Origin of the sequence: Streptomyces colwelliae, from assembly GCF_048158785.1 — a bacterium.
In the GTDB taxonomy this organism is placed as follows: domain Bacteria; phylum Actinomycetota; class Actinomycetes; order Streptomycetales; family Streptomycetaceae; genus Streptomyces.
In genome coordinates, this window is record NZ_JBLTJC010000084.1 from 1 (window position 1) to 19,857 (window position 19,857).

A 19,857-nucleotide genomic window follows, 5' to 3' on the forward strand; every position below is an offset into this window, starting at 1 on the left:
GGCTGCACGGCTGGCGGGTCACCGACTGCGCGGTCACCATGACGCACTCCGGCTACTCACCCCGGCAGAGCCACGCCCACCAGGGCTTCGACAAGAGCATGTCGAGCACTGGGGCCGACTTCCGCGGGCGATCCATCGGCCGTTGCGGTGAGATGAGGGGGCCGCCCACCAGGCACGGACACTTCGCGTCGTCAACAGCCTTAGCAGTCTCGCCAGTTCGGCTCCGGCGAGTCGCCCAGTACTCAGCTCCGCAACGGCCGCCAGACCCCCGGCAACAGCACGACCGCGACCACCGCAGCCACCCCATAAAGCCCCGCCGAGCCGACCGCGACCGTATGGAACCCGCGTAGGAACCGGCCCTCGTCCCGCGGTGGGCCGGCGATCGCGCCCGCCACGGCGATGCCGATCGCGCCGCCGGTCTGGCGGGCGGTGTTGTTGACGGCGGAGGCCAGCCCGGCTCGGTCTGCGGGGGCTGTGGAGATGGCCGCCGCGACGACCGCCGGGGTGAGCAGACCGCAGCCGATGCCCCACAGGAGGAGTGCGGGGAAGAGGACCGGGAGTCCGGAGTGCGGCTGGGCGCGAGCCAGGAGGGCGAGACCGGCCGCGGCGATCAGCAGACCCGCCGCGGCCGGCACACGCGAGCCGATCCGGCTGGTGATCCGGCCGCCGAAGGGAGCCATCACCGCGAGCGGCGCGAACAGCGGGAGAACGGCGAGTCCCGCGACCAGCGCCGACCGGTGCTGCACGGACTGCAGGAACAGCATCAGCACGAACAGGGTGCCCAGGGTGCCGAGGTTCATGATCCCGGCGGTTGCGTTCGCCGCGTCGAAGGCTGGCCTGCGCAGCAGTGCCGGCGGGAGCATCGCGTCGTCGCCGCGCCGGAGCTCGGCCACCGTGAGGGCGACGAGGGCCAGGACGGCGATGGTCGCGGCAGTGACGACGTACGGGGAACCGGCCCCCGTACGCCCGCCCTCGATGAAGGCGTACGTCGTCGCGAGCAACACGAGACCGCCGAGCAGGAGGCCGGGCGGATCGAGCCGGCGGGCCCCCGTCTCCTTGCTCTCCTCCACGACGGCCGCGGACCGGACGAGTGCGAAGAGCACGACGGGCACGTTGATCAGGAAGATCGACCGCCAGCCGAGCCAGTCGGTCAGCGCGCCGCCGAGCAGCGGGCCCGCAGGCAGGGCCAGGCTGCCGACGCCGGCCCAGACACCGATGGCACGCGCGCGTGCCGCGTCGTCGGGATACGCACGGCTGATGACGGCCAGCGTCCCCGGCAGCAACAGCGCGGCACCCACTCCCTGCACCACGCGGGCGGCGACCAGTACGGCCACGTCCGGGGCCAGTCCGCAGCCGAGGGAACCGGCGCCGAAGACGGCGAGTCCGGCCAGCACGACGCGGCGATGACCGTACCGGTCCCCTGCCGTGCCGCTGGTGAGCATGAGGGCGGCGAGCGCCAGGGCGTAACCGTCGACGACCCATTGAAGACCGCCGATGTCGGTGTGCAGCCCCGAACCGATGCGCGGCAGCGCGACGTTGACGACGGTGACGTCGAGGAGGACCAGGAAATAGCCCGCGCACATGACAAGCAGGACGGTGCGGGGTGTGGTGTCCCGGCGTGCCGGACGCCGCCGGGTTTCTCGTGTAGCGGCCATGTTGTGTTGCGTACCCGAAGAGGCGTCGGTGATCCCGGTCAGTTTCTTGGCGGCAGCCGGTGCAGTACGAGGTCCGTCAGGGTGCCATCGGAGACCGTCATCGTCATGTACGTGCAGTACGGCTGGCGGCGCCGGTCCGTCGGGGAGCCCGGGTTGAGCAGTCGCAGCCCGGTGGCGGCCGTGGTGTCCCAGGGGATGTGACTGTGTCCGAAGACCAGCACGTCCAGGCCGGGGAAACGGGCCGCGCAGCGCGCCTCGCGGCCCTGGGCGGGGCCCGTCTCGTGGACGGTGCCGAAGCGCAGGCCGCCCAGTTCGGCGCACGCCACCTCGGGGAGCCGGGCGCGCAGTTCGGGCCCGTCGTTGTTGCCGTGGACGCCGACGAGCCGGCGGCTGCGGCTCTCCAGCAGGTCGAGGGTCGCGGCGTCGACCCAGTCGCCGGCGTGGAACACGACGTCGGCGCGCGGGAGTTCGGCGAGGAGCCGCGCGGGCAGTTCCTTGGCCCGCTTGGGGAGATGGGTGTCGGACATCAGCAGCAGACGCACGGCCTCAGCCTAGGGGCGCACTGCCGTCAGGGCTTGACGCCCACTCCGCACCACATCGGGAGGGGACCGGCGGCCGGGGTGTCCTCGGGGGCGGGACGCCAGTCGGGCAGCTGGACCACGCCCGGGTCCAGGATCTCCGTGCCGTCGAAGAAGCGGGTGACGTCGGCGTGGGTGCGCGGGGTGGCGCCCGCGTGTTCGGCGGCCCGCTCGTTGTAGACGCGCATCGACTCGGCGACCTCGTCGGCGCCGATGTCGGCCGCCGGGTGCGAGAGGACGAGGTGGCTGCCGGGGGCGAGCGCTTCCAGGAGGCGACGGGTGATCGTGTAGGGGTCGTCGCGGTCGGGGACGTACTGGAGGATCGCCACCAGCATCAGCCCCACCGGCCGGGAGAGGTCGAGGGTCTCGGCCGCGGCGGCGAGGATCCGGTCGACGTCCCGCAGGTCCGACTCCAGGTAGTCCGTCGCGCCTTCCCGGCTGCTGACGAGGAGCGCACGCGCGTGTGCCAGGACGATCGGGTCGTTGTCGACGTAGACCACACGGGCCTCGGGGTCGACGCGCTGGGCCACCTCGTGGGTGTTGTCCGCGGCCGGTATGCCGGTGCCGATGTCGAGGAACTGGCGGATGCCGGCCTTGTCGCTCAGCTCGCGGACCGCCCGCCCGAGGAAGGCCCGGTTGGCCCGCACAGCCGGGACGATCTCCGGGTTCGCCGCAGCGGCCAGCTCGGCCGCCTGCTGGTCGACGGGGTAGTTGTCCTTGCCGCCCAGCCAGGCGTTGTAGACGCGCGCGGGGTGCGCCACGGAGGTGTTGATCGGGGCCGTTCCGCCCGCTGAGTGCTCGTTCATCGTGATCCGCTCCCCACTCGCCTTCGCCCACCTGTCGGCGCACACGGTAGTCCACCCCGAAGAGATCTACAGGCAAGACTGTTCAGTTGCGACTGGACAGGTTTCTCTGTCGGTTTTACGGTGGGGCTCATGGATCGACAACAGCGCACGGAGACACCGGCGGGCATCTCCGACTCCGCCGCCCGCTCCGCGCGCGATCTGCGAGTGGTGCTCAGCCGGCTGCGGCGCAGGATCCGTGAGGTCGCGACGGACGAGGACCTGACCCCGTCGCAGGAGTCGGCGCTCACGCTCGTCGGCAAGCACGGCGCGGCCACGGCCAGTGCGCTGGCGTCCGCCGAGGGGGTCAGGCCGCAGTCGATGGCCGCCACCCTCGCCGCTCTCGACCAGCACGGGCTGATCCGGCGCAGCCCCGACCCCGAGGACGGCCGTAGGCAGCTCGTCACGCTCACCGAAGCCGGACGCGAGCGGATCGAGGACAACCGGCAGGTCCGCGAGGAGTGGCTCGCGCGCGCCTTCGAGGACCGGTACACCGAGCAGGAGCGACGCACGATCCTCGACGCGCTGACGTTGATGGAACGGCTCTCCGAACAGTGATACCGAAGCTCACCCAGGCACGAGCGACCACACGTCCCGCACCGACCGGCTTCGACCGGCGGCTGATCGCGCCGATGGTCCTCGGCTCCGTACTGAACCCGATCAACTCCTCGATGATCGCCGTGGCCCTGGTGCCCATCGGCATCGCCTTCGGGGCCCCGCCCTCGCAGACGGTCTGGCTGGTCTCGGCGCTCTATCTCGCCACGGCCGTGGGACAGCCGGTCATCGGGCGGCTCGTCGACATGTACGGGCCACGCCGTCTCTATCTCATCGGTACGGCCCTGGTCGGCATCGCCGGAGTCATGGGTGCCCTCGCGCCGTCGCTCGGCGTGCTGATCGCCGCCCGGGTCCTGCTCGGGTTCGGCACCTCGGCCGCGTATCCGGCCGCGATGCAGCTCACCCGCAGCGAGGCCGAGCGCACCGGGAAGGACAGCCCGGCCGGTGTCCTGACCGCGCTCGCCGTCTCCGCCCAGACGGTGTCGGTGATCGGGCCCACGCTGGGCGGCTTCCTGATCGGCGTCGGCGGCTGGCGCGCCATCTTCACCGTCAACGTGCCCCTGTCCGTGGTCTGTCTGGTCCTCGGCGCGCTGCGACTGCCGAGGACGAGCAAGGAGCCGGCCGGCGCCCGCCGCGACGTCGACCCGCCCGGCATGCTCCTGTTCGCCGTCATGCTGGTCTCGCTGATGATGTTCCTGACCGCCCCCAAGCTCTCCGAGTGGTACCTCCCGCTCCTCAGCGCCGCCGCGGCCGTCGCCTTCGCGAAACGCGAACTCCGCGTCCCTGAGCCCTTCGTAGACCTGCGCGTCCTCGGCGGCAACCTCCCCCTGGTGACGACGTACATCCGCCAGTTCCTCGGCTACACCACCTCGTACGCCTTCCTCTACGGCTACACGCAGTGGCTGGAGGAGGGGCGCGGGCTGCACGCCTCCGCCGCCGGACTCGTCCTGCTGCCCCTGTCCGTCACCGCCCTCGGCGTCTCGTCCCTCACCGGGCGCCGTGAGGCGGTCCGCGCCAAGCTGCTCGTCGGCGGTGCCGTCCAGGTCGTGGGCTGTGCCGCGCTCTTCCTGGTCGGATCCGGCAGTCCGGTCTGGCTGCTGCTCGCCGTCGGCGCCGTGCTGGGCGTACCGCAGGGCCTACTCGGTCTGGCCGGGCAGAACGCCCTGTACCGGCAGGCCGAGCCCGCGCGCATCGCGTCCGCCGCCGGACTGCTGCGCACCTTCATGTACCTCGGCGCACTGGCCGCGTCGGCGGCCACCGCGGCCTTCTTCCCGCACCGCGCCGACACCCCGGGACTGCACGACCTGGCCCTGTTCATGGCTGCCGGGTCGGCGCTGCTCCTGGTGATCACCCTGCCCGACCGTTCACTGCGCACCCTCTCCCCCAGAGCCACCTGAACCACGGAATCCCCGTACCTCCTGAAAGGCCTCTCCCATGGCACTCACCACCCTCGACCCGCGCACCGCCCTCGTCGTGATCGACCTCCAAGGCGGCATCGTCGGCGCCCCGACCCAGCCGTACAGCGGGCCCGAGGTCGTTGCCCGTACCGTCGAACTCGCCGACGCCTTCCGCGCCGCCGGCCTTCCCGTGGCCCTGGTGCGGGTCAGCTTCGCGGGCGACGGCGCGGACGCGGTGCCCGGCCGCACCGAGCAGCAGCGCGGCGGCGGCTCGGCCCGCCCCGAGGGCTGGGACGTGATCGTCGACGAACTGGCCGGGCACCCCGGCGACATCCACGTCACCAAGCGCAACTGGGGTGCCTTCCACGGCACCGGCCTCGACGTCCAGCTGCGCCGCCGCGGCATCACGCAGATCGTGCTGACCGGCATCGCCACCAGCATCGGCGTCGAGTCCACCGCCCGCGCCGCCCACGAGCACGGCTACCACGTGACCCTGGCCACGGACGCGATGAGCGACCTGGACACCGTCTCGCACACCCACAGCATCGAGCGGATCTTCCCGCGTCTCGGCGAAACGGGCACGTCCGCCGAAATCCTGGAACTTCTGGCCAAGACCCACGACGTGAGGTGACGTCCGTCCACGTCGGGTTAACCGTTGCCCAACAGCAGCCCAATGGGCGGCATCGAGACAGACCGGGTTAGCATCAGCCCACCGCGCCGTTCCACGACTGGGGACGGGCGGCGTAAACAAGGGGGCTAGAAGCCGGATGTCGGTCAAAGTCAGTGTCGTCGTCCCTGTGTACAACCCAGGGCCTTATATCGAGGATTGCATCTCCTCTCTCCTCAGGCAGTCGCTGCCTAACGACGAGTACGAGGCGATCTTCGTCGACGACGGCTCGACGGACGGCACGCCCGCGCGGCTCGACGAGATCGCCGCGGAGCACCCCCACATGCACGTGATCCACCAGGAGGCGTCGGGCTGGTCGGGCAAGCCCCGCAACGTCGGGATCGCCGCCTCCAAGGGCGAGTTCGTCATGTTCGTCGACAACGACGACTACCTCGGCGACGAGGCCCTGGAGCGGATGTACGAGTACGGCGTGGCCAACGGCGCCGACGTGATCGTCGGCAAGATGGCCGGCAAGGGCCGCGCCGTGCCCGTGGAGCTGTTCCGCAAGAACTATCCGCACGCGTCGGTCGAGACCGCGCCGTTGATGGACAGCCTCACCCCGCACAAGATGCTCCGGCGCGCGTTCCTCGACCGCATCAACCTGCGGTTCCCGGAGGGGCGTCGGCGCCTGGAGGACCACGTCTTCGTGACGGAGGCCTACCTCGCCGCGGACAACGTCGCCGTGCTCAGCGACTACGTCTGCTACTACCACATCAAGCGCGACGACGCCTCGAACGCCGGCTTCCAACGCTTCGACCCCGTCGGCTACTTCAAGAACCTGCGCGAGGCCCTCGACGTCGTCGAGAAGTACACCGAGCCGGGTCCGGCCCGCGACCGGATCTTCCGCCGCTGGCTGCGCGTGGAGATGATGGAGCGCCTCGGCGGCGGCCGGCTGCTCAAGGTCCCCGACGACTACCGCCGCGAACTCCTCAAGGAGATCCGCGGTGTCATGACCGAGCGCTTCGGCCCCGGTGTCGCGGCCGGTCTCGGCCCGCGGCTGCGGGTCGTCGCGGCCCTCGCCGCCGCCGACCGCTACGACGACCTCGTCGAGCTGGCCGAGTGGGAGGCCTCCCTCAAGCCGACCGCGGTCCCGGGCGAGATCGAGTGGCGCGACGGCAAGCTGCTCGTCCACTACCAGGCCGAGTTCGTCATCGACGGCAAGCCGGCCGTCTTCGAGGCCAAGGGCGCCCCCGCTCCCAAGCACCCGGAGCCGAAGACCCTCGCCGAGGCGACGGCCATGCTCACGGCCGACGCCACCGCCAACTTCAAGAAGGCGACGGCCGACCTCGTCGTCCGCGAACGCAGCAGCGCCGCCTCGCACTTCCAGCCCGTGCAGATCTCGCACGAGACGGTCGCCGACGGCGACGGCGTCCGCCTGGTGCTGCACGCCACGGCCACCATCGACCCGGCCACCGCCGCGGTCGGCGCCCCCCTGGGCAGCGGCCTCTGGGACACCTACGTCCGCGTCGTCATCGGCTCCTGGAACAAGGAGTGCCGTCTCGGCCCGGTCCCGCAGCACGGCGAGAACGCCGGGCACGCCGGTGTCATCTCCGGCCAGGTGCTGCTCCCGTACTACACGGAGCCGCACGGCAACTTCTCCCTGGACGTCGACAAGGCGAGCAAGCGCCTCGGCCTCGCCGACCTCAAGCCCGGCGACTTCACGGTCACCGGCGCCCGCGTCGGCGTCCTGCTCCCCTTCCACGTCCCGGCCACCACGGACGTACTGCTGCGTCTGACCCACAAGTCGTCCGGTACGACGCTGGACGTGCCCGGCGTGGTCTCCCCCGAGTCCTCCGGCGCACGGCTGGCCGCCGAGGTGCCGGCCGCGGATCTGAAGGACACGGCGTGGAACGCCTCGGTGTGCCTGACCCCGGCCGCCACCGGGCAGCGTTTCCTGGCGCTGCCGGTGCGGCTGACCGGTGACGCCGGTGGCATCCGGGTCGAGGCGGCCCCGAAGGCCGCCGCCAAGCCCGCCGAGCCTAAGCCGGCGCCGAAGCCGGTGGCCGCCAAGCCCAAGCCCGGGCTGGCCCGCCGGGTGGCGCGCAAGCTGAAGCGCGCGCTGAGCAAGTAGCGGTACCCGAGAGCGAGTTGCGGTACCCGAGCAAGCAGTAGTACCCGAGCAAGTCGGAGGACGGAAGAACGTGCGATCACTGGGGATTGAAGGCGCCTGGGTCCTGGAACCCAAGGTCTTCCCTGACGACCGGGGCAGTTTCCACGAGTGGTACCGCGGTGAGGAGTTCCGCGAGGCCACCGGGTACGACCTGGCTCTGTCCCAGGCCAACTGCTCGGTCTCACGGCGGGGCGTGGTGCGCGGAGTGCACTTCTCCGACGTGCCGCCGAGCCAGGCCAAGTACGTGAAGTGCGTGCGGGGCGCGGTCCTCGACGTGATCGTGGACATCCGCGTCGGTTCTCCCACGTTCGGTCAGTGGGAGGCCGTCCGGCTGGACGACGACACCCAGCACGCCGTGTTCCTCGCGGAGGGTCTCGGGCACGCGTTCATGGCCCTGACCGACGACGCGACGGTGGTGTACCTGTGCTCGACGGGTTACTCGCCCGGGCGTGAGCACGGGATCAACCCGCTGGACCCCGCGCTGGGCATCGCCTGGCCCGAGGGCTTCGAGCCGGTGCTGTCGGAGAAGGACGCGGAGGCTCCGACATTGGCAGAGGCGGAGCAGTCAGGACTTCTTCCGTCCTACGCGGACTGCTCCGCCTACTACGAGCGACTGCGGAGTGGACAGCTCAGCGACTGACGCTGAGCTGCTCCACCGAGCGGCGCAGGGGCTCCCAGCCGCGGGACCGCTTGGTCCCGCGGTCACGGGCTTTGGCGAGGGGGCCCCAGAAACCGGCGCCGAGCAGCGCCTCGGGCTTCACCGCGGTGGTGCGCTCCAGGATCGCCTCGGGCACCTTCTGCGGGTCCGGGACCTCGAACTCGGCGACGATCTCGTCGTACTTGTCCTGGAGGACCGTGCTGCTCGGGTCCGCGCCGAAGACGACAAGCTGGCCGGTGGGCTGCGTGTCGACCAGGACCGTCACCAGGTCGGGACGGTAGCGGGCGAGGATCTCGACCAACTTGTAGACGTCACCGGTCCAGGCGTCGGTGTGCCGGTCCCGGGCCGCCTCGTCGATGCTGCGGGGCAGCATGTCGTCGAAGACGATGACGCTGGCCCAGTCCGAGTGCTTCTCCACGTTGATGAAGTCGCGCAGCGCGTACTCGAACAGGTGCATGCCGTCGATGAACGACAGGTCCAGCGTGGTGGTCTTCCACCAGCCCAACGGGCTCCGGTTGCGGGCCAGTTGACGCATCGGGTGACGACCGCCCCGCAGGTGCACCAGCGGGTTGTCCCGGGCGAAGAAGTCGTCGCTGGTCGCCTTGGCCAGGTGGACGTCACAGCGGATCTCCGTGACCACCTTGAACGCGGGATCGATCGCGACGCTGGGCACCCGGGAGAGCGTCAGGCTGCGGCCGTCGTTGACGCCGATCTCCAGGTAGTTGCGGTTGGCGGTTGACTTGTGGAGCCCCCGCAGGAACTCATGGCGTTTCACGAAGAAATCTCCTTGCGGATGTGAGGAAGTGCTTCGTGCAGGGCGGACCGCCAGTCCCTCGGCGGTTCCAGGCCGACCTCCCGCCACCGCTCGTGCCCGAGGGCGCTGTAGGCGGGGCGGGGCGCGGGACGGACGAAGGCCGCGCTCGTGGTGGGGCGGACACGCTCCGGGTCTGCGTCGATGAGCCGGAACACCTCCTGTGCGAGACCGTGCCAGCTGGTCTCGCCGGAGCTGGTCGCGTGGAACACCCCGTGCGCGCCTTCGACTTGGCCGATACGGGCGCCGAGATCAGCGATCCGTACAGCGACGTCGGCGGTCCAGGTCGGCTGTCCGTGCTGGTCGTCGACGACGTCGAGAGTGTCGCGACGTGCTTCCAGCTCGATCATCGTGCGGACGAAGTTACCCCCACAAGCTCCGTACAGCCAAGCCGTGCGCACGACCGCGCTCGCACCGGGCAGTTCGGCCAACACGGCCTGCTCTCCCGCGAGTTTGGTACGGCCGTAGGCGGTGCGCGGTGCGGTGGAGTGATTCTCCGGGTACGGCGTACTGCGGGCCTCGCCGTCGAAGACGTAGTCGGTGGAGACGTGCACCATCCGCGCGCCCGAGGCGGCACAGGCGCGGGCGAGGAGCCGGGGCCCCTCGCCGTTGATGCGAAGGGCCCGCTCCTCGTCGGTCTCGGCGTCGTCGACGGCGGTGTACGCCGCGCAGTTCACCACCACGTCGGGGTGGTGCTCCGCGAACGCCCTGTCCACCGACGCGGGGTCGGTGATGTCCAGGGCGGCGCGGTCGAGACCGACGAACTGCTCACCGCGGCGGGCGAGTTCCTCCAGCACGTCGTGGCCGAGCATCCCGCCGGCACCGGTGACCAGCCACTTCATCAGGGGCGCTCCACCCGGGCCTTGAGGGGCTCCCACCAGGCACGGTTGTCGCGGTACCAGGCGACGGTGTCGGCCAGGCCGCTCGCGAAGTCGTGCTGCGGCTGGTAGCCGAGCTCGTCGTGGATCTTGGACCAGTCGACGGAGTAGCGCAGGTCGTGGCCCTTGCGGTCCTCGACGCGCTCGACCCGGTCCCAGTCCGCGCCGCAGGCTTCGAGCAGCAGGCCGGTGAGCTCCTTGTTGCTGAGCTCGGTGCCGCCGCCGATGTTGTAGACCTCGCCGGCCCGGCCCTTGGTGCGCACGAGCTCGATGCCCTGGCAGTGGTCCTCGACGTGCAGCCAGTCGCGGACGTTGAGGCCCTCGCCGTAGAGCGGGACCTTCTTGCCGTCGAGGAGGTTGCTGACGAACAGCGGGATGACCTTCTCGGGGAACTGGTGCGGCCCGTAGTTGTTCGAGCAGCGGGTGACGCGCACGTCCAGGCCGTGGGTGCGGTGGTAGGCCAGGGCGAGCAGGTCCGAGGACGCCTTCGACGCGGAGTACGGCGAGTTGGGCGCCAGCGGGTGGGTCTCGGGCCAGGAGCCGGTCTCGATGGAGCCGTAGACCTCGTCGGTGGAGATGTGCACGAACGGGGTGCGGTAGCGCAGGGCCGCGTCCAGCAGGACCTGGGTGCCCACCACGTTGGTGCGGACGAAGTCGGCGGCGCCGTTGATCGAGCGGTCCACGTGGGACTCGGCCGCGAAGTGGACGACCTGGTCCGCCTCGGCCATCAGCTTGTCGACCAGTTCGGCGTCGCAGATGTCGCCCTGGACGAACTCGAGGCGCGGGTGGCCTATTTCGAGGTTGTCGAGCGTGCCGGCGTACGTGAGCTTGTCCAGCACCGTGATGCGGGGCGCGTCAGCCGCGTCCGAGGCGAGCAGCGTGCGGACGTACGTGGAACCGATGAAGCCGGCGGCGCCGGTGACGAGGAGATTCATGAACGGATCTGCACCTTGCTGTGGTCTCCGAGAACGAGGCGGTGGGCGCTGGGTACCCCCGGAGCGGGGGTCACTTCGACGTGCTTGCCGATGAGCGAGGACTCGATCCGGCCCACCCCGGCGATGGACGAGTCCTGAAGCACTATGGAGAACTCCAGCTCACTGTCCGTGATCCGGCAGTTCTCCGCGACCGAGGTGAAGGGGCCGACGTAGGAGTCGCTCACCACGGTTCCGGCCCCGATGATGACGGGTCCGACGATGCGCGAGCGCTCGATGCGCGCGCCCTCTTCGATCACCACGCGGCCGATGGTCTCGGACACGTCGTCCACCTCGCCGTCGATGCGGCGGTCCATGCTCTCCAGGACGGTCCGGTTGACCTCGAGCATGTCGACGACGTTGCCCGTGTCCTTCCAGTAGCCGTGGATCACCGAGGAGCGCACGTCGGCGCCGTCGTCGATCAGCTGCTGGATGGCGTGGGTGATCTCCAGCTCGCCGCGCCAGGACGGCTTGATGGCGCGTACGGCGTCGTGGATGGCGGGGGTGAAGAGGTAGACACCGACCAGAGCGAGGTCGCTCTTGGGGTGCTCCGGCTTCTCCTCCAGGCCGATGACCTGGCCGGACTCGCTGAGTTCGGCGACGCCGAAGGAGCGCGGGTCGGGCACGTGGGTGAGGAGGATCTGCGCGTCGGGCTTGTTGGCCTGGAAGCCCTCGACGAGACCGGTGATGCCGCCGACGATGAAGTTGTCACCGAGGTACATCACGAAGTCGTCGTCGCCGAGGTACTCGCGCGCGATCAGTACGGCGTGGGCCAGTCCGAGGGGACGGTCCTGCGGGATGTAGGTGATCTTCAGGCCGAACTTCGACCCGTCACCCACCGCCTCCTCGATCTCCGCCGCGGTGTCACCGACGATGATGCCGACCTCGGTGATTCCCGCGTCGGCGAGTGATTCGAGCCCGTAGAAAAGGACGGCCTTGTTGGCCACCGGGACGAGCTGTTTTGCCGATGTGTGTGTGATCGGCCTCAGGCGGGATCCAGTGCCGCCGGAGAGAACGAGAGCCTTCATCGCTTCACCTTAGCGTCATCTTCGGACGTGCATCGTTCCTCCCTATGTTCGTTTATTACGACCGGCCAACGATGAGGGGGCCCTGAGGTGTCTAGCCGCCCGACGGGCCGGACATATCGCCCGCGGCCCGTGCCACGTCCACCTCGACCTCGGTCCGGTCGAGGCCCTCGTCCCTCGCGTACTCGTCCGCCGCGGCCTGCATGTCACGGGCGAGGTCGCGCCAGGCCCGCCACGCGGTCTCGTAGATGTCGGTCTCGGTCTCGGTCCAGGATTCGTGGGCGGGGGCTCCCAGGGAGTCCCGCATCTCCTGGACCCGGGCGCGTGCCGCCTGGGCCGCGCGGTGCTTCTCGACCAGTTCTTCGAAGGTGTGTGCCACAAGCCCGCACCCCATCACGGCAAGGGCGCGCAACGGCCCCGACCTGCCGTTCTACGTCCGGACAGGCACCCGTGCGGCCGTCTACCGGTCGAGGGCGATCTCGGCCCACACCTGCTTGCCGCCGCTCACCGGCACCGTGCCCCAAGCCGCCGACATGGCCTCGACGAGGAGGATGCCGCGCCCGCCGGTGGCCTCCCAGCCGATGCTGGTGGGTTTGACCGGGGTGCGCGGCGAGGAGTCGGCCACGGAGACGCGGAACCGCCGGTTGACGAGGGTGAGGTCGAGGCGGACCGGTCCGTCGGTGTGCACCAGGGCGTTGGTGACCAGCTCGGAGACGACGAGCAGGATGGTGTCGATCTCCTCGGTGACGCCCCAGGTGCGCAGGGTGCGCTTGGTGAAACGGCGGGCGTGCCGGGCCGCCTCGGGGACGCGCCACACCGTCCAGTTCTCCCGGCGGGGGCGGGTCGCCAGGCCGTCGTAGCGCATGAGGAGGAGGGCCACGTCGTCCTCGCGGCGGGCGTTGCCGAGCAGGGCGTCGGCGACGAGTCCGAGGTGGGCGGGGTCGGAGACGGCCAGGCCGTGGGCGAGCCGGTCGAGCCCCTCGTCGATGTCGGCCTCCTTGGACTCCACGAGGCCGTCGGTGGTGAGGGCGATGACCGTGCCGGGCTGGAGCCGCAGCGGGCTCATGGGGAAGTCGGCCTGCGTGACCACGCCGAGCGGCGGTCCGCCGTCCGCCTCGGGGATCTCGGTGCTGCCGTCCGGGTGGCGCACGACGGGCGGGAGGTGACCGGCCCGCACGTACCAGGCGGAGCCCTCCTCCAGGTCGACGTCGACGTAGCAGCAGGTGGCGAAGAGGTCGGTCTCCAGGTCGATGAGCAGGCGGTTGGCGTGCGAGACGACGACGTCGGGCGGGTGTCCCTCGACGGCGTAGGCGCGCAGCGCGGTGCGCATCTGGCCCATGAGGGTGGCGGCGCCCGCGTTGTGGCCCTGGACGTCGCCGATGACGAGGGCGACGTGGTTGTCGGGCAGCGGGATCACGTCGTACCAGTCGCCGCCGACCTCGAGACCGGCCGTGGTCGGCAGATAGCGGGCGACGGCGACCGCGCCGGGCAGTTTCGGCAGGCGGCGCGGGAGCAGCTGGCGCTGGAGCATGCCGACGAGTTCGTGCTCGGCGTCGAAGGCGTGGGCGCGCATCAGGGCCTGGCCCGCGAGGCCGGCGGAGGCGGTGAGCAGGGCGCGTTCGTCGGGGCCGAAGACGTGCGGGTCGTCCCAGCCGATCAGACAGGCACCGGAGACCCGGCCGCCCGCGGACAGCGGCAGGACGGCGAGGCCACCGGGTCCGACCTCGGCGAGGGCGGGTTCCAGGTCGGTGCCCGCGGGCCAGATCGCGGCGCGGCCCTCGCGCAGGGCGGCGGCGAGGGTGGGCATCGTGCGCACGGGTGCGTCGGGCCATTCGCTGCGCCACTCAAGGCGCCACAGCTCGGGCCATGCCTCCGGTTCGGGCGGGTCGAGGACGGTGACGACGAGCCGGTCGCCCTCCAGTTCGGCGAGGGCGATCCGGTCGGCGCGCAGCGGTTTGCGCAGGGCGGCGACCACGGCCTGGCTGACGTCGTGGACCGTGCCGGCCATGGCGAGGGCGGCGGCGAGGCGCTGGACGCGGGCCACGTCGTTGACGCCGGAGCGCAGCTGGGAGGCGTCGCCGACGGTGCCGACGAGGCGGGCCGGGCGGCCGTCGCCACCGGGCAGGAGCCGACCGCGCAGCCGCAGCCACTTCGGTGTCCCGGAGGGTTGCAGGACCCGGAACTCCAGCTCGCGGTCGCCGATGGCCATGTGGTCGGCCTCGACGACGGACATCAGCGAAGGGAGGTCCTCCGGCACGGTCAGCCCGAGGAGGGTCTCGACCTTGCCGTCGAAGTCGTCCGGGCCGAGTCCGAACAGTTCCAGGACGTCGCCGCCGACCTCGACCCGCCCAGTGTCCATGGCCAGGTCGAACGCGCCCGCGGCCACGTCCTCGCCCGCCACCGCCTCGGCCCGTACCGGGATCGCGACCGCCTCGGCGATCAGCGCGAGGCACTCTCGGTCGTCGGTGCCGAAGCCGTCCGGGCGTTCGCCGACCGCGAGCAGACAGCCGCCGCCCCGGTCGCCGCGCACGGGCAGCGCGGCCAGATGGAACTCCCCCGACGGCAGCCGTCGCGCGTCGCAGCCCGCGGCCAGTTCCTCGGGGCCGAGCCACACCGCGTGCCCGGTCCGCCGCACCTCGGCGACCGGTGATCCGCCGGATGCCGGATAGCCGTCCCGCAGCCCGTACAGCGTTCGCGGCACCCCGGCCGACTCGAGCAGGCACAGCAGGTCGGCCTCGTCACCGGGGGTGTACACCCCGGCGAAGCTCGCACCGGCGAACACGAGGGCCTGTTCGAGGACGCGGCGCAGCCGTTCGCGGGGGTCGAGATCGACGGTGAGCGTCTTGAGGGCAAGTTCGGCACGCAGCGTTCGCGTTCCGCGTCCCTCAGCGCCCTCACTGACCACGTCCGCAATTACAGCGCTTATGCGCCGACTGCGCAGCCCCTGTGACCGTTCCGTGGAGATGAGGGACCGGATGGCCCCCAGTGCGCCGGGGTTCTCGCTCGCCGTGCGCGTCGGGCCCCCAGGGTGGAGCCTGATCACTGGGACCAGGACCCGCACGGCCGGGCGAGGAGGTGGTCGGCGTGTCCGACGCGCAGACGTCCCGGCGGACACCGGTCGGGCGGCCGACGCTGTCTCTCGCGCTGGCCGCGATGATGGACGGCGTCCACGCGCACTCGGGTGCGGTGTATCTGCTGACGCCCGACGAGCCGGTGCTGGAGATGGCGGTGATGGCCGGGCTGCCGCGCGCCTTCGCGGCGCCCTGGGAGCGGGTCGGGCTGAGCGCGCCGATCCCGGTGGCCGAGGCGGTGCGCGAGCGACGGCTGATCTGGGTCGGCGGCGAGGAGGACATGGCCCGCCGCTATCCCCGCATCGCGGTCGTGCTGCCGTACCCCTTCGCCCTGGCGGCCGTGCCGATCGCCACGGAGTCGACGCTCTACGGCTCGATCTTCGTGACCTGGCCCGGTTCGCATCCGCCGGTCCTGTCCGACCGGGACCGCGACCAGCTGACCGCCGCCTGCGACCGGCTCGCGCTCCGGCTGGAGCGTGCCGTCGAGGAGCGGCGCCCGGTGCGCGCGGAGCCCGACCTGCTCGCCACCGGGCCCGCGGCGAGCGTGGCCGGGACGCTGGGCACGGTCGAGGCGGCGCGGATGGTGGCCCGGCTGCCGTACGGGCTGTGTTCGCTGGATCTGCACGGGCGGGTCGGCTTCGCGAACGCGGCGGCCGGGGAGCTGCTCGGCATGTCGGTGAGCAGTCTGCTGGGCACCCAGTTGTGGGCGGCGGTGCCCTGGCTCAACGACCCGGTGTACGAGGACCGTTACCGGGCCGCGCTGCTCAGTCAGCAGGTCACCTCGTTCGTGGCGCTGCGGCCGCCGGGCGAGTGGCTGTCGTTCCGGATGTATCCGAACACGACCGGGCTGAGCGTGAGGATCAGCCGGGCGCGGGCGGTGACGGAGCTGAGCCGTGCCGCACCAGAGCCGGGTGAAGGGCCGTCGCGGCTTGTGACCATCTCCCAGGTGCTGAGCCTGGCCGGGGCGCTCACCGAGGCGGTCGGGGTGGAGGACGTGGTGCAGCTGATCGCGGACGAGGTCGCCCCGGCCGTGGGCAGTCAGGCGCTGGTCGTCCTCGGTTCGCGGGGCGGGCGGCTGCATGTGCTGGGGCACCGCGGCTATCCGGACCCGCAGGTCGTGGAGCGCTTCGACGGGATGGCGCTGAACGGGTCGACACCGGGGACGGCCGCGCTCAACAGTGGTGTGCCCGCGTTCTTCGACTCCCGGCAGGAGCTGGAACGGCTGTATCCGAGCCGGCACGCGACGCCCGACGGGTTCGCGGCCTGGGCGTATCTGCCGCTGATCGCGTCCGGACGCCCGGTCGGCACCTGTGTGCTGGCGTACGGCGAGCCGCATGTCTTCCCCGCGGACGAGCGGGCCGTGCTGACGAGTCTGGGCGGGCTGATCGCGCAGGCGCTGGAGCGTGCCCTGCTCTACGACGCGAAGAACCAGCTGGCGCACGGGCTACAGGCCGCGCTGCTGCCGCACTCGCTGCCGCCGCTGCCGGGCATCGAGGCCGCCGCCCGCTATCTGCCGGCCACACAGGGGATGGAGATCGGCGGCGACTTCTACGACCTGGTGACGTCCGAGGGCCTGGCGGCGGTGATCGGTGACGTACAGGGGCACAACGTGACCGCGGCCGGGCTGATGGGGCAGATACGGACCGCCGTCCGCGCGTACACCACGGTCGGTCAGGCTCCCGCGGAGGTCATGCGCAGCACCAACCGGCTGCTGATCGACCTCGGTTCCGAGCTCTTCGCGAGCTGTCTGTATCTACGGCTCGATCCCTCGCGCGGTACGGCCGTGATGGCGCGGGCCGGGCATCCGCCGCCATTGCTGCGCCGTCCGGACGGGCGGGTGCGGGTGCTGGATCTGGCGGGCGGTCCGCTGCTGGGCATCGACGCGGACGCCGTCTATCCGACGACGGAGGTCGATCTCGCGCCCGGTTCCGTCCTCGCCCTCTACACCGACGGGCTCATCGAGTCCCCCGGCGTCGACATCGAGGACGCCCTGGCCGAACTGGGTGAGCGCCTCGCAGCGGCCGGGGAGTTGCCGCTGGAGGAGATCGCCGACGAACTGGTGCGGCACAGCGCCGCGGCCCAGGAGCGGATCGACGACGTGGCGCTGCTTCTGCTGCGGGCCCGGGAGCCGGGACCGACTCAACTGCCGTGAAAGCAGGGCGGTCCGGCCCTCCCGCCGGAGGGCCGGACCGATCCACCGCCGACCTGAAGGAAGGGGTCGGATCAGTGGTTCGAGGTGAGCGACGAACCGTCGTCGGCCCCGGTGCCGGTGTCCTGGCCGGTGCCGCTCTGGTCCTCGCCGGTGCCGTCGGTGGCCGACGGGTCGACCACTCCGGACTCGTCACCGGTGCCGTCGGTCGCGGACGGGTCCACGGCTCCCGACTCGTCGCCGGTGCCGTCGGTGGCGGACGGGTCCGCGGCGGTCGCCGACGGGTCCGCCGTGGCGGTGTCGTCGCCCGCGCCGGCACCCGCACCGGCGTCACCGAGGGTGGCCCCGGTCGCCGTGAGCGCGGCGGTGACCGGCTGGAAGAAGGTCTCGCCGCCGGCGGTGCAGTCGCCGCTGCCGCCGGAGGTGAGGCCGACCGCGCCGCCGTCCTGGGTGAAGAGCGAGCCGCCGCTGTCACCCGCCTCGGCGCAGACGTCCGTCTGGATGAGGCCGTTGACGGTGTCGACACCGTTGGGGTCGGTCTCGCTCTGGAAGTTGACGGTCGCGTCGAGCCCGGTGACCGTGCCGTCGTGCAGACCGGTGGTGGAGCCCATCCGGAAGACCTGCGTGCCGACCGTGGCCTCTTCGGCCTGGGTGATCTGGACGGTCTGGCCGTTGCCGACGTTGACGTCGCTCGTGGTCTGCGTCGCCGGGTCGTCGTACTTCACGAGGGAGAAGTCGCTGACGGGGAAGGTGGCCTGGTCGACAGTGGCGATCGGGGCGCCGTCCTGCGAGTCGGACCACTGCTTCGCCGCGACGCCGCAGTGGCCGGCGGTCAGGAAGGCGGGGGTGCCGTCGCTCGCGGTGACGTTGAAGCCGAGGGAGCAGCGGACGCCGCCCTGGTCGGTCTGGGCGAAGATGGCGTCGCCGCCCGAGACCAGCGTCTTGAAGGAGCCGGCGGTCTTCTTCACCGTGGCCATGTCCGTGCCGAGGCTCTTGACGGTCGACAGCACGGTGTCCCAGTCGGAGCCGGTGACGGTGCTGTCGGCGAGGACCTGGATCTTGTTGGTCTTCGGGTCGACCGACCAGGCGGTACCGGGGACGGTCGCCTCGGTCTTCAACGTCTGGGCGGCGGCGGTGAGTTCTGCGGTGCTGTTCTGCACCTCGCGCACCTTGGCGCCGGCCTTCTCCGCCTGCACGACCACGTTGTTGTTGTCGCCCGAGATCACGTTGACGACGAGCTGCTGGGTGGCGCTGTCGTAGTAGGACCCGGCGAAGGCGTCACCCAGCAGTCCGGCGATCTGCGAGGAGAGGTCGGAGGCGCCCGTCGCCTTGAGGGTCTTGGGGGTGGCGGCGCCTGCCGAATTGTCCTGGGACGCGTTGGCGTTCGGGAGCAGGATCGCCGCCGCTCCGAGAGCCGCGACACCGCCAACCGCTATGACTGCCTTGCGCTTCGGAATTCGCTTGTGACTCAAACTTCTCGACCTCCTGGGGACCGGGGTCTGTGCCGCCGTGCGGCGGCTTATGGGGGGGCGCCTGGATGCCCGTTGATACGCACGTGTCACGTGGGCCGTTCAATTCCGTTTCTCAACTTCCTTTGCGAAACCACGAATCGGCCATGTGCAAGACCTGACCCGGCGGGGGTACGAAGTGGCCGCGGGCCCGTGCCGCCTGTGTCCCGGCCCCTGTCCGTCCGGCGCGCGGCGGACGGCCGGATGTCTTGATCGAATCGGTGCCGTCCAAACCTGCCCGTGCGGGTGGGCAGTTCACACACACCCGATCCGATCCCGGTCCACTTCTGGACCGACACGGACCGCGATCGGTCGGCGACGGTCCGTCGAGAACAGCCGCCGGAATCCTCGCTTCAGGGAATCTGCACAGCGCGTACCCAACGAAGTCACGGGCCTCCACAGATCTGCACATGCACACGCCCCCCGCAACGCCTTTGGTGGGGAGTGCCCGATTCCGCATCGGCGCCGCAAGCCCTCCCGCGGATCGATGCCGCGCGGTGTGTGAAGAAGTCGCCGACACCTCGTGCCCACGCCTGCACGGTTCGTTGCTCCTGGGGCTCAAGTGCCCTGGTGGGACGGGAGTTTGATTGGCTGCGTCCACCCGCAGCGTGCTTTGATCCATCGCACCGCAGGAGCCACAAGGGCTCCGGAAACGGCGCCCGGCGCCTGCGGTCGCGGCCGTCGTCTGTCCCCAGAGGGGGCCGCTCCCCCCTTGTGAATATCCATATGAAGGGAAGTTCCCCCATGAACTCCACCCCCCAGGTTGAGACCGTCGAGATCTCCGACGCCGAGCTCGACAACGTCTCCGGCGGTCTGTCCGTGAACGCCCTCGGCACCGTCACCGGCCTGGTGGACGGCATCGCCCCGGTCTCCGGCCTGGTCGACACGGTCGTCGGCACCGTCCAGGGTGTCACCGGCCTCAACGTGACCCCGGTCACGAACCTGGTCGCCGGTCTCTGATCGCACCTTGTTACACCGAGTC

General features: G+C 71.0%; 17 protein-coding genes. 7 read left to right on the plus strand and 10 right to left on the minus strand.

The features are described from left to right. Positions 1–242 precede the first annotated feature (242 nt). The 3 genes from ACNFOC_RS19365 to ACNFOC_RS19375 are packed head-to-tail and all read right to left on the minus strand — an operon-like array spanning position 243 to position 3,039. On the minus strand, positions 243–1,655 hold the full coding sequence (locus tag ACNFOC_RS19365) for an MFS transporter (RefSeq protein WP_416960334.1): 1,413 nt from the start codon (positions 1,653–1,655) through the stop codon (positions 243–245). Positions 1,656–1,693: 38 nt separating this feature from the next. Further along, positions 1,694–2,197 carry a metallophosphoesterase family protein gene (locus ACNFOC_RS19370; protein ID WP_416960335.1) on the minus strand — a complete coding sequence of 168 codons (504 nt, stop codon included), beginning with the start codon at positions 2,195–2,197 and terminating at the stop codon, positions 1,694–1,696. Positions 2,198–2,223: 26 nt separating this feature from the next. Next, positions 2,224–3,039, minus strand: a complete 816-nt coding sequence (locus ACNFOC_RS19375; protein WP_416960336.1) for an SAM-dependent methyltransferase — start codon at positions 3,037–3,039, stop codon at positions 2,224–2,226. A 129-nt stretch (positions 3,040–3,168) separates the two neighbouring features. Between ACNFOC_RS19375 and ACNFOC_RS19380 the strand changes: the two genes are divergently transcribed. From ACNFOC_RS19380 to rfbC, 5 genes are all read left to right on the plus strand, one after another. After that, positions 3,169–3,633, plus strand: a complete 465-nt coding sequence (locus ACNFOC_RS19380; RefSeq protein ID WP_416960337.1) for a MarR family winged helix-turn-helix transcriptional regulator — start codon at positions 3,169–3,171, stop codon at positions 3,631–3,633. Next, positions 3,630–5,027, plus strand: coding sequence for an MFS transporter (locus ACNFOC_RS19385; RefSeq protein ID WP_416960338.1), 1,398 nt, complete (start codon positions 3,630–3,632; stop codon positions 5,025–5,027). Before ACNFOC_RS19380 ends, ACNFOC_RS19385 begins: the two co-directional genes overlap by 4 nt. A 37-nt stretch (positions 5,028–5,064) precedes the next feature. Further along, entirely contained in the window at positions 5,065–5,658 is a 594-nt protein-coding gene (locus ACNFOC_RS19390; protein WP_416960339.1) for an isochorismatase family protein, read from the plus strand. A gap of 136 nt (positions 5,659–5,794) precedes the next feature. After that, on the plus strand, positions 5,795–7,765 hold the full coding sequence (locus ACNFOC_RS19395; RefSeq protein WP_416960340.1) for a glycosyltransferase family 2 protein: 1,971 nt from the start codon (positions 5,795–5,797) through the stop codon (positions 7,763–7,765). A gap of 70 nt (positions 7,766–7,835) precedes the next feature. Then, on the plus strand, positions 7,836–8,444 hold the full coding sequence (rfbC, locus tag ACNFOC_RS19400; protein WP_416960341.1) for a dTDP-4-dehydrorhamnose 3,5-epimerase: 609 nt from the start codon (positions 7,836–7,838) through the stop codon (positions 8,442–8,444). Here the strand turns inward: rfbC and ACNFOC_RS19405 are convergent. From ACNFOC_RS19405 to ACNFOC_RS19430, 6 genes are all read right to left on the minus strand, one after another. After that, positions 8,434–9,237, minus strand: a complete 804-nt coding sequence (locus ACNFOC_RS19405; RefSeq protein WP_416960342.1) for a class I SAM-dependent methyltransferase — start codon at positions 9,235–9,237, stop codon at positions 8,434–8,436. The two genes, rfbC and ACNFOC_RS19405, sit on opposite strands and share 11 nt — an antisense overlap. Continuing rightward, positions 9,234–10,115 carry a dTDP-4-dehydrorhamnose reductase gene (rfbD, locus tag ACNFOC_RS19410; protein WP_416960343.1) on the minus strand — a complete coding sequence of 294 codons (882 nt, stop codon included), beginning with the start codon at positions 10,113–10,115 and terminating at the stop codon, positions 9,234–9,236. Before rfbD ends, ACNFOC_RS19405 begins: the two co-directional genes overlap by 4 nt. Further along, positions 10,115–11,086: a dTDP-glucose 4,6-dehydratase gene (gene rfbB / locus ACNFOC_RS19415; RefSeq protein ID WP_416960344.1), complete on the minus strand. Its 972-nt coding sequence runs from the start codon at positions 11,084–11,086 to the stop codon at positions 10,115–10,117. Before rfbB ends, rfbD begins: the two co-directional genes overlap by 1 nt. Beyond that, on the minus strand, positions 11,083–12,150 hold the full coding sequence (locus ACNFOC_RS19420; protein WP_266865854.1) for a glucose-1-phosphate thymidylyltransferase: 1,068 nt from the start codon (positions 12,148–12,150) through the stop codon (positions 11,083–11,085). Before ACNFOC_RS19420 ends, rfbB begins: the two co-directional genes overlap by 4 nt. Positions 12,151–12,241: 91 nt before the next feature. Further along, complete coding sequence (locus tag ACNFOC_RS19425; protein WP_416960345.1) at positions 12,242–12,526, minus strand: hypothetical protein; 285 nt, start codon at positions 12,524–12,526, stop codon at positions 12,242–12,244. Between the two features lie 81 nt (positions 12,527–12,607). Beyond that, positions 12,608–15,052, minus strand: a complete 2,445-nt coding sequence (locus ACNFOC_RS19430) for a SpoIIE family protein phosphatase (protein WP_416960346.1) — start codon at positions 15,050–15,052, stop codon at positions 12,608–12,610. Positions 15,053–15,222: 170 nt separating this feature from the next. On the opposite strand from ACNFOC_RS19430, the gene ACNFOC_RS19435 reads away from it, so the two are divergent. Then, positions 15,223–17,370 carry a SpoIIE family protein phosphatase gene (locus tag ACNFOC_RS19435; protein WP_416960347.1) on the plus strand — a complete coding sequence of 716 codons (2,148 nt, stop codon included), beginning with the start codon at positions 15,223–15,225 and terminating at the stop codon, positions 17,368–17,370. Positions 17,371–17,441: 71 nt separating this feature from the next. Here the strand turns inward: ACNFOC_RS19435 and ACNFOC_RS19440 are convergent, their stop codons facing one another. Continuing rightward, the gene (locus ACNFOC_RS19440; RefSeq protein ID WP_416960348.1) at positions 17,442–18,839 is read right to left on the minus strand and encodes a S1 family peptidase; all 1,398 of its coding nucleotides are present in this window, start codon (positions 18,837–18,839) and stop codon (positions 17,442–17,444) included. A 780-nt stretch (positions 18,840–19,619) separates the two neighbouring features. On the opposite strand from ACNFOC_RS19440, the gene ACNFOC_RS19445 reads away from it, so the two are divergent. Beyond that, positions 19,620–19,835, plus strand: a complete 216-nt coding sequence (locus tag ACNFOC_RS19445) for a type A2 lantipeptide (protein WP_416960349.1) — start codon at positions 19,620–19,622, stop codon at positions 19,833–19,835. Positions 19,836–19,857: the final 22 nt, after the last annotated feature.

Coding starts and splice junctions, on each gene's coding strand:
- ACNFOC_RS19365 (WP_416960334.1), bottom strand. CDS start 1,655: ATGGCCGCTACACGAGAAACCCGGCGGCGTCCGGCACGCCGGGACACC.
- ACNFOC_RS19375 (WP_416960336.1), bottom strand. CDS start 3,039: ATGAACGAGCACTCAGCGGGCGGAACGGCCCCGATCAACACCTCCGTG.
- ACNFOC_RS19380 (WP_416960337.1), top strand. CDS start 3,169: ATGGATCGACAACAGCGCACGGAGACACCGGCGGGCATCTCCGACTCC.
- ACNFOC_RS19390 (WP_416960339.1), top strand. CDS start 5,065: ATGGCACTCACCACCCTCGACCCGCGCACCGCCCTCGTCGTGATCGAC.
- ACNFOC_RS19395 (WP_416960340.1), top strand. CDS start 5,795: ATGTCGGTCAAAGTCAGTGTCGTCGTCCCTGTGTACAACCCAGGGCCT.
- rfbD (WP_416960343.1), bottom strand. CDS start 10,115: ATGAAGTGGCTGGTCACCGGTGCCGGCGGGATGCTCGGCCACGACGTG.
- rfbB (WP_416960344.1), bottom strand. CDS start 11,086: ATGAATCTCCTCGTCACCGGCGCCGCCGGCTTCATCGGTTCCACGTAC.
- ACNFOC_RS19420 (WP_266865854.1), bottom strand. CDS start 12,150: ATGAAGGCTCTCGTTCTCTCCGGCGGCACTGGATCCCGCCTGAGGCCG.
- ACNFOC_RS19445 (WP_416960349.1), top strand. CDS start 19,620: ATGAACTCCACCCCCCAGGTTGAGACCGTCGAGATCTCCGACGCCGAG.